At 67.6% G+C, this 12,710-nt stretch carries 12 protein-coding genes; 7 read left to right on the top strand and 5 right to left on the bottom strand.

Annotated features, from left to right (window positions below):
- The first annotated feature begins 78 nt into the window (after positions 1-78).
- Positions 79-1,089 (top strand): Lrp/AsnC family transcriptional regulator, encoded by a 1,011-nt coding sequence (locus V3G39_01215; protein ID XAS76681.1) that lies wholly within the window; start codon positions 79-81, stop codon positions 1,087-1,089.
- Between the two features lie 113 nt (positions 1,090-1,202).
- Entirely contained in the window at positions 1,203-2,672 is a 1,470-nt protein-coding gene (locus V3G39_01210; GenBank protein XAS76680.1) for a cation:proton antiporter, read from the top strand.
- A 64-nt stretch (positions 2,673-2,736) separates the two neighbouring features.
- Here the strand turns inward: V3G39_01210 and V3G39_01205 are convergent, their stop codons facing one another.
- Positions 2,737-3,657, bottom strand: a complete 921-nt coding sequence (locus tag V3G39_01205) for a diacylglycerol kinase family protein (protein XAS76679.1) — start codon at positions 3,655-3,657, stop codon at positions 2,737-2,739.
- 137 nt (positions 3,658-3,794) lie between these two features.
- On the opposite strand from V3G39_01205, the gene serS reads away from it, so the two are divergent.
- The 5 genes from serS to V3G39_01180 all read left to right on the top strand — a co-directional run bounded on the left by serS (position 3,795) and on the right by V3G39_01180 (position 8,301).
- Positions 3,795-5,111 (top strand): serine--tRNA ligase, encoded by a 1,317-nt coding sequence (serS, locus tag V3G39_01200; protein XAS76678.1) that lies wholly within the window; start codon positions 3,795-3,797, stop codon positions 5,109-5,111.
- Positions 5,112-5,136: 25 nt separating this feature from the next.
- Positions 5,137-5,868, top strand: a complete 732-nt coding sequence (locus V3G39_01195) for a hypothetical protein (protein ID XAS76677.1) — start codon at positions 5,137-5,139, stop codon at positions 5,866-5,868.
- 34 nt (positions 5,869-5,902) lie between these two features.
- Positions 5,903-6,685: an HAD family hydrolase gene (locus tag V3G39_01190; GenBank protein XAS76676.1), complete on the top strand. Its 783-nt coding sequence runs from the start codon at positions 5,903-5,905 to the stop codon at positions 6,683-6,685.
- 102 nt (positions 6,686-6,787) lie between these two features.
- Entirely contained in the window at positions 6,788-7,615 is an 828-nt protein-coding gene (locus tag V3G39_01185) for an RNA methyltransferase (protein XAS76675.1), read from the top strand.
- 32 nt (positions 7,616-7,647) lie between these two features.
- Complete coding sequence (locus V3G39_01180; protein XAS78155.1) at positions 7,648-8,301, top strand: VOC family protein; 654 nt, start codon at positions 7,648-7,650, stop codon at positions 8,299-8,301.
- A gap of 123 nt (positions 8,302-8,424) precedes the next feature.
- Here V3G39_01180 and purB read toward each other — a convergent pair whose 3' ends face one another.
- The 4 genes from purB to V3G39_01160 form a co-directional block, all read right to left on the bottom strand.
- Positions 8,425-9,837, bottom strand: a complete 1,413-nt coding sequence (gene purB, locus V3G39_01175) for an adenylosuccinate lyase (GenBank protein XAS76674.1) — start codon at positions 9,835-9,837, stop codon at positions 8,425-8,427.
- Between the two features lie 73 nt (positions 9,838-9,910).
- The gene (locus tag V3G39_01170) at positions 9,911-10,690 is read right to left on the bottom strand and encodes a VOC family protein (protein ID XAS76673.1); all 780 of its coding nucleotides are present in this window, start codon (positions 10,688-10,690) and stop codon (positions 9,911-9,913) included.
- A 111-nt stretch (positions 10,691-10,801) separates the two neighbouring features.
- Entirely contained in the window at positions 10,802-11,302 is a 501-nt protein-coding gene (locus tag V3G39_01165) for a low molecular weight protein-tyrosine-phosphatase (protein XAS76672.1), read from the bottom strand.
- 21 nt (positions 11,303-11,323) lie between these two features.
- Positions 11,324-12,694 carry a DUF2254 domain-containing protein gene (locus tag V3G39_01160; protein ID XAS76671.1) on the bottom strand — a complete coding sequence of 457 codons (1,371 nt, stop codon included), beginning with the start codon at positions 12,692-12,694 and terminating at the stop codon, positions 11,324-11,326.
- Positions 12,695-12,710 lie beyond the last annotated feature (16 nt).

Genomic DNA, 12,710 nt, shown 5'->3' with positions numbered 1-12,710 from the left:
AGTTCAACTGCCTGCCCGGGCATTCCCGACATCCCCGGACATCGGTCGAATTTGGTGCTTTCTGCTACAAATGAATGTGTGATCGCAGAATCCGCCACGCTGGATGATCTGGACAGCGCTCTTGTCCGCTGCCTACAGGTTGCGCCGCGTGCGCCTTTCAGCCTCTACGCGCAGGTCCTGCAGTCCTCCGAACAGACGATCGCGCGCCGATACCGGCGGCTACGCGCGGCGGGCGTTCTACGGGTCACGGGGGTGATCAGTGCGGAGACCCTCGGCGAGACCAGTTGGATCGTGCGCATCCAATGCCGACCAAACGGGACCTTGGCGCTGGCCCAGGCCCTCGCCAAACGCGGCGATGTCGGCTGGGTCTCCATCTCCGGGGGTGCGGCGGAGGTGCTGTGCGTCGTCCGGTCGCCCTCCGCGCAGGATCGTGAAGACCTGCTGCTGGAGCAGTTGGCGCGGACCGCTCCCGTGCTCGGGGTCAGCGCCGCGATGACGCTGCACCTCTTCCGTGCGGGCCAGCCCGACGACTGGACCGGTCTCGCCCACGCGCTGACCGACCGGCAGGAGCAGACCCTGCGTACGGCGGCACCCTCGATTGTGCCGCGCGCCACACAGACGGTGCAGATTGCCGATACCTACGACCAGGCGATCCTGGCGCAGCTGGTGCTCGACGGTCGGTCCTCCTACGCCCAGCTGGCCACGGTCGCCGGAATCACCGAGGGTCGCGCAAGTCGCCGGTTGCAGTCCTTGCTGGAGCGTGGGATGGCGGTAGTGGACATCGACCTGTCCGCTGAGGCGCTCGGCTGGAATGTCACCGCCCAGTTGTGGATGACCGCCGCACCGGCCGATCTGCATGCCTGTGGTACCGCCCTCGCAGCGTTGCCGGAGGTCACGTTCGCCGCAGCGATCACCGGACCGCACAATCTGACGGCAGTGGCCGTCTGCCGCGACCATCGAGACCTCTACCGTCTGGTCACCGACCAGATCGGTGCCGTACCCGGCATCATCAGCCTGGAGGTGTCGCCGCGGACCCGTACCGTCAAACAGGCCGGTGCGCTGGTGGATCGGCAGCGCCTGGCACCCTGACATACGGGAATCTCGAGGCCGGTCGCGCGGTCGCAGACTGAAACCGTTGCAGGACGAGGGCGTCGATAGAGCGAGACTGTGCCTCGGACCCAACACGATGATCGGAGGTTGACGTGGGCGACACCCAGACATTTGCTTTCATTGTGCTGCTCGCTGCCTCCGTCGGCGTGCTCGCGCTGCTGTCCAACCGGGTCACCGAGCGACTGAGGGTGCCCGCTCCGCTGCTCGTGCTGGTGGCATCCGCAGTCGCGGTGACCACGATCCCGGCCCTGCACGCGCCTCCCGAGCGCACCGTCGAACGGGTGGTCACGGTCGCGCTGGTCATGGTGCTGTTCGACGGCGGTCTGCATATCGGGTGGTCCCGGTTTCGAGCGGCGCTGGCGCCGATCGCGCTCGTGGGCGTGCTCGGAACCTTCCTGACGGTGCTGGGCACCGCGGCATTCATCCACTTCGCGGTCGGGATCAACTGGTATCTCGCGACGCTCGTCGCCACTGCGGTGGCACCGACAGACCCAGCGGTGGTGTTCTCGGTGCTGGGCAAGCGGGAGATCTCCGGGCGCAGCGGAACGATCCTGGAGGGCGAATCGGGCGCGAACGACCCGGTCGGTATCGCCCTGATGGCCAGTTTGCTGACCGCGGGGGGCCTCGACGGCGGGACGGTGTTGCACGTGGGTGGTGAGTTCGCGCTGCAGATGGGCGTGGGCCTGGTCATCGGCCTGATCGGTGCGCGGGCGTTGCTGTGGTTCATGCGGGTGGTGCCGCTGCCCGGTGAGGCGCTCTACCCGCTGCGGACCATCGCCTGCGCGTTCATCATCTTCGGCGTGGCGACGATCGCGCACGGATCCGGCTTCCTGGCGGTCTTCGTGGCGGGGATCGCGATCGGTGAGGAACGGGCGCCGTACAAACGAGAGGTCGAGAAGTTTGCTGCGGCCATGGCGAGTCTCGGTGAGATCATCGCGTTCGTGGTGCTCGGCCTGACCATCGATCTGAGCAGTTTGATCCAGCCGGACGTGTGGGTTCCGGGCCTGGCCGTATGGCTGGTGATGAGCGCCGTCGTTCGCCCGTTGTTCGTCGGGGTGACGCTGTGGCCGGCGAAGCTACGACCCAAGGAGCTGAGCTTCGTACTCTTCGCGGGTCTGAAAGGCGCGGTACCGATCCTGCTGGGCGACATGCTGCTGCATTCGGGGGTGCCCGATGCGCAGCGGCTCTACGGGATCATCGTGGTCGTCGTGATCCTGTCCGTGGCCTTCCAGGGCACGCTGGTGCCCTCGGTCGCCCGACGGCTGCGGTTGCCGATGCACACCATCGAACCGGAACCGTTTGCCTTCGGTGTCCGGCTGGGCTCCGAGCCCGACAGCGCAGTGCGGCTCATGGTCGCGGCCGGTTCGGTGGCCGACGGCACCCGGATCGAAGACCTGGACGAGCTGCCCGAGGACGCCTGGATCAGCCTCGTGGTGCGTGGCGGTGACCTGGTGAACATCCGACGGGACACCGTGTTGAAAGCCGGCGACGACGTCCTGATCCTGGCCGAGGCCGAGCACCGTCCGGAGATCGAGCGGACCTTCACCGAATCAGGCGGCTGATCTCACCTTTTGGACATGCGCAGCGGGGCAGATATGCCCCGCTGCGCATGTCCAAATCGCGAGATCAGCGGGGGACACGGACCGTCAACGCCAGCGGGTCCACGGTCACCCTGGTGGCGTACGCGCGGTGCAGCACGTCACCGTCGATCTCGATCATGGCGGGTTGCTCGCAGCGGACCTCGATGATCTGTGAGCGGAGCCGACCGATGGTGCGGGTCTCGCGGCGAGCGCCGGCAACCACCTGGGCGATCATCGGCAGCCAGCCGATGATCCCGGCCGGTCGCAGGATCACCGTGTCCAGGATCCCGTCATCGAGATCGGCGTCCGGCATCAGGCGCATACCGCCGGTCAGCAGGCCACAGTTGCCGATCATCACGCTCGACATCCCGGTGATCGGCTCGGGCGCCCCGTCATCCAGGATGATCTGCGCCTGCATCTGGTCGTGGACGACGTGTCCGAGGCCTGCGGCGGGGTAGGCCAACCAGCCCACCCGGGCCTTGAGGTCATCGTTGGCCGAGGCCAGGATCTCCGCGTCCAACCCGATACCGGTCATCACCAGACCGACCTGCGGAGGCGCCCACACCCCGTCGCCGGCTTTGTCCAATTCGACATGACAGACGTCGATAGCCCGATCCCGACCGCCGAGAGCCATCCGCAACCCGTCGGCGTACCGGTCGTGCGGGATCTTCAAATTGCGGGCCAGTAGGTTGCCGGTGCCGGCCGCGAGGATGCCGAGCGGCACACCGGACCCGAGCAGGCCCTGCGCCACGCACCGTTGGGTGCCGTCACCCCCGAGCGCGCACACCAGATCCACGCCTGCAGCGACGGCTGCCCGAGCCTGGCCGGTGCCGGGGTCCTCCATCGTCGTCTGCGCCCAACGGGGACCGGCCCACCCCCAGGCCCGGAAAATGTCCTCGAGGCTGTCCTTGAGCGGGCCCAGCGCCGAGAATTTGGTGGGGTTGACGATGACCGCCGCTCGCCGCACTGCACACACCTTCCCTAGCCCTGGTGCAGTAAAACCTACCCGACGGTCACCCACGGGATCATCCCCCGCGACGACGTCTGCGCCACGCAGCGTCGACTCGAATGGCGCCCACGTCGCACGCCGATAGCCTGAGCTGCGTGATCGACATCAAATTCCTGCGCGAGAACCCCGACCTCGTCCGCGCCAGCCAGCGTGCCCGTGGATACGACGAAAGTCTGGTCGACCAGGTGCTGGGCGCCGATGAACTGCGACGCTCGACGCTGCAGGAGTTCGAAGCGCTTCGTGCGCAGCAGAAAAGTGTGAGCAAGGACGTGGGCGCGGCGATGGGCGCGCTCGGTGCCGCCCGCAAGAAGGGCGGGGAGCCGGATGACCTCGCCGCATTGGAGGCCACAGCAACCCAGGCCCGCGAGCGCGGAAGTGCACTCAGCGAGCAGGTCAAAGCGCTGGAGACGAGCGCTGGCGAGGCCGGCGCAGCCTACGAGCAGGGTCTGCGCAAGATCGCCAATATCGTCATCGACGGGGTGCCCTCCGGTGGTGAGGAGAATTTCACCATTCGCGAAACCGTCGGCAGCCCCATGGAATTCGACTTCGAACCGTTGGACCACCTGGCCCTGGGTGAACGCCTCGGCGCCATCGACATGGAGCGCGGCGCGAAGGTCGGCGGGTCGCGGTTCTACTTCCTGACCGGTGTCGGCGCCATGCTGGAACTCGCGCTGCTCAATATGGCTATGGCGCAGGCCGTCCAGCACGGGTTCACCCCGATGATCACCCCCACGTTGGTCAAGGCTGACGTCATGCAGGGCGCCGGCTTCCTCGACGATCACGCCGACGAGGTTTACCACCTCGAAGCCGACGACCTCTACCTCACCGGCACCTCCGAGGTCGCGCTCGCCGGCTACCACGCGGGCGAGATTCTCGACCTGAGCGACGGCCCGAAACGGTATGCCGGGTGGTCTGCCTGCTACCGCCGCGAGGCCGGATCGCACGGCAAGGACACCCGCGGCATCATCCGGGTGCACCAGTTCCACAAGGTCGAGATGTTCGTCTACTGCGACCCGGCGGATGCCGAAGCGGAGCACGAGCGGCTGCTGGCGTGGGAGCGCGACATGCTGGCCAAGGTCGAACTGCCCTACCGCATCATCGACACCGCCGCCGGCGATCTCGGCAACCCCGCCGCCCGCAAGTTCGACTGCGAGGCCTGGGTGCCCACGCAGGGTGACTACCGCGAGCTGACCTCGACGTCGAACTGCACGACGTACCAGGCCCGTCGACTCGGAACGCGGCACCGCAACGCCGAGGGCCGCACCGAGACGGTGGCCACGCTGAACGGCACGCTGGCCACGACTCGTTGGCTGGTCGCGATCCTGGAGAACCACCAGCAGGCCGACGGTTCGGTGCGGGTGCCGGCCGCGCTGCAACCCTTCATCGGCCACGAGGTGCTGCGACCGGTCTGACAGCGCGGCTCGTTACCCTCTCGGGGTGACTGAGGACGACTACGGCGATGCTGACCTGGACGACGACGACCCGGGGACAGCGCCGCAGAAGAGCGGCGCGTCGGCTGTCGACGCGAGCCACAACAGCGAAGCGAATGCAGACAGAGGCGAAGCCAACGAAGAAAGCAGAGTTGAAGACGACGGGGACGTCGAGGGTGGCGACGAGGCGGTCGCGCCGAAGCGGTCCCGGGCGCTGCCGGTGTTCTTCGTCGTCGCAGCAGTAGCGACGATCCTGCTGTGCCTGGGTACGTTCGCCTCCATCGCCTACCGGTTGGGGGGCGTCTTCCAGGGCGAGGTCTACCACGTCTACGTCAATGGGTTCGGTGCGGTGAGCACGGACCTCCCAGGCGCTAAACCGGCACCCGTCAGCGGTCCGAGCCTCGGCGCATGGGTGATGTGCGCTTTCGCTGCGGTGCTGATCGTGGTCGCGGTGCTGCGGTGGAAGCGGCCGGCGTCCCAGTGGGTGCTCGCGGTGGCCATCGCTGCGGCGCTCGGACAGGTCGTCACAGCGATCTACGGTGCGGTGGTGGTGTTCTCCCAGGTCGGCGACTTCTACAGCAAGCTCGCGCTCAACGCGCTAGCGCTCGGCTCTCCGGCGACGTTTTCGGTGGGGTGGGCGATCTGGGTGCAGCTCCTGCTCAGTTTCGTCATTCTCGCGCTCGCGGTCGGTGCACTGGTGCAGGACCGCAACGAAGGCGTGCGCCTGATCCGGCTGTGACCCGGACTGCCCCCCACTGCTTAGGCTTGGCGCCGTGGCATACCTGATAGCACTGGACATCGACGGCACGATCGTGCATCACGACGGAGCGCTGGCACCCGCCGTGCACGAAGCAGTCACGGCTGTCCGGCAGGCCGGGCACCACGTCGTCCTGGCGACCGGACGCTCGTTGATCGGTACGGTTCCCATCGCCGACCAGCTCGGGCTCAGCGCGGGGTACGCCGTCTGCTCCAACGGGGCCGTGACCATCGCGTTGGACGGCGCGGGGGGTTTTGACGTGATCGAAGAGGTGACCTTCGACCCCGGTGCGGCACTGACCGCGCTGGAGGGGCAGTGGACAGACGGGGTGTTCGCCAGCGAGGTGCTCGGTATCGGCCACCTTGTCAGCGCGCCCTTTCCCGTGGGGGAGCTCGAAGGTGACGAGCGCGTCGTCTCATGGGAGGAACTGAAGTCCACCCGCACGACCCGGATCACGTTCCGCTCGCCGAGTGGCACCTCCGCCGATTTTGCTGCGCTCGCTGAGCGGCTGGGGCTGCACGGGGTGAACTACGCCATCGGCTACACCGCGTGGCTGGACATCAACCCCGAGGGTGTCTCGAAGGCTTCGGGACTGGAGCAGGTGCGTCGCACGCTCGGCGTCGAGCCGATGGACACGGTCGCGGTGGGTGACCATTTCAACGATCTGCAGATGCTGGAGTGGGCGGCGCGCGGCGTGGCCATGGGCCAGGCCCCAGAGGCCGTGCGAGCCGTCGCCGACGAGGTCACCGGCACTGTCGAGGAGGACGGCCTCGCAATGGTGCTGCGCTCGCTGCTCTGAGTCACGTTCCCGGGCAGTGGCAGTGGCAGTGCCGGGTGCGGGCGGCGACGTCGGGCCGGGCGGCCTCCAGCTGCGTGAACTCTGCCGCCGTAGGGTCATCCCGTGCCGGATCTGATCATCACCTCCCCGTCCAACCCCCGCCTCAAGGACGTTGTCGCCTTACGCAAACGCCGGCGACGCGACGAACTGGGCCTGACGCTGATCGAGGGGTACGACGAGTTGCGGCTCGCCTTGGACGCCGGGGTGGTGCCGCGGCAGTTGCTGCACTGCCCGGAGCTGACAGCGACCGGCTCGGACGGCGCTGCCCTGGTGCGCGAGGCAGGAGATCGCGGCGCGCAGGTGATGCGCTTGAACCGCGCCGCGTTCGAGAAGATCGCCTACCGCGAGGGAGCGGACGGGTTCGTAGCGGTTGCGCCGCTCGCAGGGGGTGCGCTGAGGGATCTACCGGTCGGTGACGCCGCGTTGATTCTGCTCGCGGAAGGTGTGGAGAAGCCGGGCAACCTCGGCGCGATGCTGCGTACTGCAGACGGTGCGGGGGTCGATGCCGTGATCAGTGCCGACCCGGTGACCGACTGGGGCAACCCCAATGTCGTACGCGCCTCGAAGGGCACGGTCTTCGCGCTGCCGGTAGCGACAGCGAGCACCGCGCAGACGCTGGCGTGGCTGCGTGAGCACGGTGTCCGACTGGTCGCAGCCACTCCGGATACCCGTACGTCGTACACCGAGGTCGATCTGACGGGGCCGGTGGCGATCGCGGTCGGTGCTGAAAAGCAGGGCCTTACCGGTGATGTGCTCGCCGCGGCCGATGAGAAAGTCGCGATTCCGATGTCGGGCGCGGCGAACTCTCTGAACGTCGCGACGTCCGCCGCGATCATCCTGTACGAGGCCGTGCGGCAGCGGAAGTCGGGCTCAGCAGTGACCCGAATATGAAGATTGGGGCAATGAGTGCGACGATGCTCGGCATGCGAGTCGACCATGTCGTGTACGCCGCCGGTGCTGATGGATTAGTCGCAACGGCGAAGAGAGTCGGGGCATTGCTGGGTGTCGAGCCGAGTGACGGCGGTATACACCCACGCTTCGGCACCCGCAATTCGATCATCCCGTTGCGGGGAGAGCGGTTCGTCGAGGTGGTCGAGGTGCTCGATCACCCCGCCTCGGACAAGGCGCCCTTCGGCCAGGCTGTGCGCGCCCGCTCCGAAGCCGGCGGTGGCTGGCTCGGCTGGTGCGTCCGGGTTGACGACATCGGCATCGCGGAGGGTTTGGTGGGCCGTCAGTCGGTGCCTGGTAACCGGCACCGTCCCGACGGCGTCGAGCTGACCTGGAAGCAGTTGGGCCTGAAGGGCCTGACCTCCGATGCGCAGGTCCCTTATTTCATCCAGTGGGCCGAGAACACCCCACACCCCTCGGGCGACGGTCCCACGCATGCCCAGTTGCTGGGTCTGCAGATCGGCGGCTCACCGACGCGTGTGCGCGAGTGGCTCGGCCTGAACGGCAAGCCCGGCGTGGACCGCGACGAGTGGGAGCCAGGTATTCATTTTGACTTCGCCGCTCCGCACGGCACACCGGGACTGCTCTCGGTGAGCTTCGACACCGATACCGGTCCCGTCACGATCTGATCTCCCGGGCTGCCGGTGTCATCGGCAGCAGCCTTTGACAGTCCGGAAGTACAGCGTTGACCGCCGGTGGAAATCCAGCATGACCGCCGGTGGCGGTCATGCTGGATCACGGTTGTTCGGTGTTCAACGGTCGAGGAGATCGACCAGCGCCGGCGCCAGCCCGACGTATGTCGCGGGCGTCAGGGCCAGCATCCGGGCCTCGACGTCGGCCGGGAAGCCGAGGCCGCGCACGAACTCGCGGAGGTCGTCGCCGGTGATCCGACGCCCGCGGGTGAGCTCCTTGAGGCGCTCGTACGGCTGATCCATGCCCGCAACGCCGGCCGCACCCAACGCCCGCATCGCGGACTGGATCGCCTCGCCGAGTACCTCCCAGTTGCGGTCCAGATCGGCGGCCATCGTCTCCGGGACGGCATCGAGACCGGCCAGGCCGCGCCCGGCGTTGTCCAGCGCAAGCAGCGAATGCCCGAACGCCGTGCCGATATTGCGCTGCATCGAGGAGTCGGTCAGATCGCGTTGTAGCCGGGACTGCACGAGCGTCGCCGAGAGCACGTCGAGCAGTGCGTTGGAGACTTCCAGGTTGGCCTCGGCGTTCTCGAAGCGGATCGGGTTGACCTTGTGCGGCATCGTGCTGGACCCGACGGTGCCCTGGCCGCGGACCTGCGCGAAGTAACCCATCGAAATGTAGGTCCAGAAGTCGGTGCACAGGTTGTGCAGCACCCGGTTGAACCGCGCGACGTCGGAGTAGAGCTCGGCCTGCCAGTCGTGGCTCTCGATCTGCGTGGTGAGTGGATTCCACTGCAGCCCAAGAGATTCCACGAAATCACGGCTGACGGTCACCCAGTCGGTATCCGGCACGGCGGCGGTGTGCGCGCCGTAGGTGCCGGTTGCGCCATTGATCTTGCCGAGGTAGTCGGCGCCCTCGATACGACGTAGCTGACGGCTGAGGCGGTGGGCGAGCACCGCGATCTCCTTGCCCATCGTGGTCGGCGTCGCGGGCTGCCCGTGGGTATGTGCGAGCAGCGGTACGTCGGCCAGATCGCGCGCCATATCGGAGATCTGGGCGACCAGCCGAGCCGCCTTCGGTGCCCACACCTTGGTAACGGCGCCCTGGACCATCAGCGCGTAGGACAGGTTGTTGATGTCCTCGCTGGTGCACGCAAAGTGGATGAGTTCGGACAGCGCGGGCGCGTCGCTCTCCCCGACGACCTGGGGCAGCCGACGCTTGAGGTAGTACTCGACGGCCTTCACGTCGTGCACCGTCTCCCGCTCGATCTCCGCAAGCTCATCGATATCGGCGCGGTCGAACTGTTCGGGGATCTCGCGTAACTGACGCTGCTCGTCCTGCGTCAACCTGCGTACGCCTGGCACGGCGCCTACCTCGGTCAGGTGGATCAGCCACTCGACCTCGACCTGTACCCGTGCGCGGTTGAGCGCAGGCTCGGAGAGGTGATCGATCAATGATTCGACGACGCCCCGGTAGCGGCCGTCGAGGGCACCGAGGGCGATGGGCGGGGTGGTGGAGGCCAGCGAACGCATAACGGCCATCCTCTCAGGCGGCGGGTGGCGCGTCGTACGACAGGCTCGGTGGCCGTCTCGGCCGCGGCTCAGCTCAGTCGCTGACCTGGATGAGGCTGAACAACTCGCCGTGCTTACCGCGAACCAGTGCCTCGGGGCCCATCGGGGAGTCGCTGGTCATCAGCACATCGGCGTCCAGATTCTGCGCGATCTGTGCGGAGGAGTCGCGGTCGACGACGGAGAAGTGGATCAGCCAGTGCGAGGGCACATTGTCGGGCAGGTGGTCGGCCAGGTGCAGACCGGCGACCTGGGCGCCGTCGGCCAGTGCGGCCATCGTCAGGTCGGGTGCGCGGTCTTCATAGGTCCAGCCGAGCACCTCGGCGTAGAACGCCCGGGTGAGGGCCATGTCACGGGTGAGCAGGGTGTGCCAGGCAACGGCACCCGGCTCGGCGACGATACCGAAGCCCTGGTGGGCCCCCGCCTGCCATAGCGCGAAGTGCGCACCGCCCGGGTCGGTGCAGTAGGCAACCCGCCCCCGATCGCCGACGTCGACCGGCCCAGTGCGTACGAGGCCACCGGCTCGGGTGACGGCCTCGGCGGAGGCGTCGACGTTGTGGGTGGCGAAAAAGGTGACCCAGTCGGGTTTCTCGCCCTCCTCGAGCTCCGGGGAGAGGCCGGCGGCGGCTCGCTCGTCATTCAGGCAGGTGACGTAACGGCCCTGGTCTTCGTCGGCCTCGACGGTGCGCCAACCGAAGAGTTTCTCGTAGAAGTCGCGCGCGTGATGCATGCCGCGGTGCTCCGGCTCGAACGCGCACTCCGCCCAGCAGGGGCTGCCGGGCGGCCAAGCAATCTCGGTGACGTCACGGGCGGGCATGTCGTACTCCTTGGGGCGGGGAAAGGTTCGGGCCGAGCTCGACCCTATCGAGCAGGTGTGACAGCAGGCGTCCGTGCGCGGCTGGGGGCGCCGAAGGGAACGCGTCGTGGATCAGCGTGTCGCCAGCTGGGATGCGAGCCAACGCGTCAGACCCGCGCAGGCGCGCTCGATCTCCGCACGGGCCCGCTCGTAGTCCTGCGGCGTGCCGCCGTAGGGGTCATCGACCTCCAGCGTGCCTTCCTCGACGGCAGTGGGGTCGAACTCGCGCAACAGTTTGACCTCGGCAGTGCCGCGGGCCTTGCGGGACAATGTGCGCAGCCACCGCAGATGCCCGTCATCCAGGGCGAGCAGCAGATCGCGTTCGGTCACGAAGCTCGCATCGAGTTGTCGGGCCCGGTGCGGCGACCCGTCGTACCCAGCCTCGGCCAGGGCCGCGAGAGCCAGCGGCTGGGCGGGCTGCCCGACGTGCCACTCGCCGGTGCCGCAGGAATCGACGTCGACCACCTCGGTGAGTCCGACGTCGGCGAGCATGGAGCGCAGGATCACATCGCCCATCGGGGAGCGGCAGATGTTGCCGGTGCACACGAAACTGACGCGGTAGGGGGCGGGCATCGTCCCAGTCAACAGCCTCGGTCAACGAGGGGGCAGCGCCGGGCTGTTCGCGGCCACCGTCGGGGGCGGGTCAGGGGCGGCATGCAGCGACTGCGCCACGGCCAGCCGGTCCCGAAGATCCTTCGCCGCGGCATAGATGTCGACCAGGTCGGCGGGTTGGGCGATCTCCCGCTCGGCATCGGACACCATCAGGTCCAGTTGATGCAGGATCTCGGCCCGACGCGCCGGGTCGTCGGTGAGGTGCGCGGTCGAGCTGAGCAGGCTGATCAGCTCCCGGATGACGGTGGGCTCCGACGCGCCGTACCGGCGGATCTGCGCGCACGTCAGATCCAGGTAGTCCGCGAAGGTCCACCCCGGTACCGTGACGCTGCCGCCGCCGGGTCCCTCATGCACCGTCGTGCCGTGACTGCGCCTGGCGATGGTGGCCATCACCACCGCGAGGTGATTGACCGCCTGGACACCGGTGTACGGGTCGTTCACAGCGGGGGACAGCGCCTTGGAGGCGATGTCGACCAGTTGCCTCAGCCCGAAAGCCACATCCTGCTCGGAGGTGCGCTCGAAACCGAGCCGGACCGTATGGTGGGCCCCGTCGTGCAGGTGAACGTCGCCCAGGGCATCGGCCGGGTCGTCGCGCCACACCCACGCGAGGGGCGACCCGGACACGACATGGTCACCGATCCGCGGGATCACCGCGACGTGCATCCGCAGTCGGTCGGCGAGACCTATCAACCGTTCGGCATGCACTGTCTGCACGTATCCGGACCGGGTCGCCGACACCTCCTTGGCCCAGGGCGGCCGTAGTGGCGCAGGGGTGTCACACGGCCGCACGCGCTGATGCCGCAGCACGCTCTGCGTCTCGTTCTGCACGCGCCGCATGATCTCGTCCAGCTGCATCGAGTGGGAGACGTGATGCACCTGGTAGACGAGTGCGAAGAGGCTCACGAAGAGCAGCAGGATCGCGCCGGTGACGGCGAGTCGGGGGAAGTTGACGCTCCGGCTGCCCGCCGAGACCCCGACTGTGTAGAGGCCGGCAGCGGAGTAGGAGAACGTTGCGACGAATGCGCTGAGCACCAGTTTGTTCGGCCGGTCCCGCAGGAAATTGCGTAGCAGGCGGGGCGAGAACTGCGTCGAGGACAATGTCAACGCGACCACCATCAGCCCGAGCACCAGGGCGATGACGGTGACGATGGTGCCGGTGATGCCGATCAGCAGATTGCGCGCATCGTCCGAGGTGCCCTCGAAGACGAGGTAGTGCATTATGGAGCGGTTGGGCACGCTGATCGAGGAGAGCAGACCGCCGAGCAACAACGCCGCCATGACCGCGAGACCGGGTAGTACCCACAGGGCGCCGCGTTCGTACTCCCACAGCGTCTCGCGCTGCCTGCTCATCATCAGCTCAGTAGATCAG

Source organism: Dermatophilaceae bacterium Sec6.4, from assembly GCA_039636865.1.
Taxonomy (GTDB): domain Bacteria; phylum Actinomycetota; class Actinomycetes; order Actinomycetales; family Dermatophilaceae; genus Allobranchiibius.
Note: the sequence above shows the minus strand (reverse complement) of the source record. Positions and strands in the feature narration are given on the sequence as shown.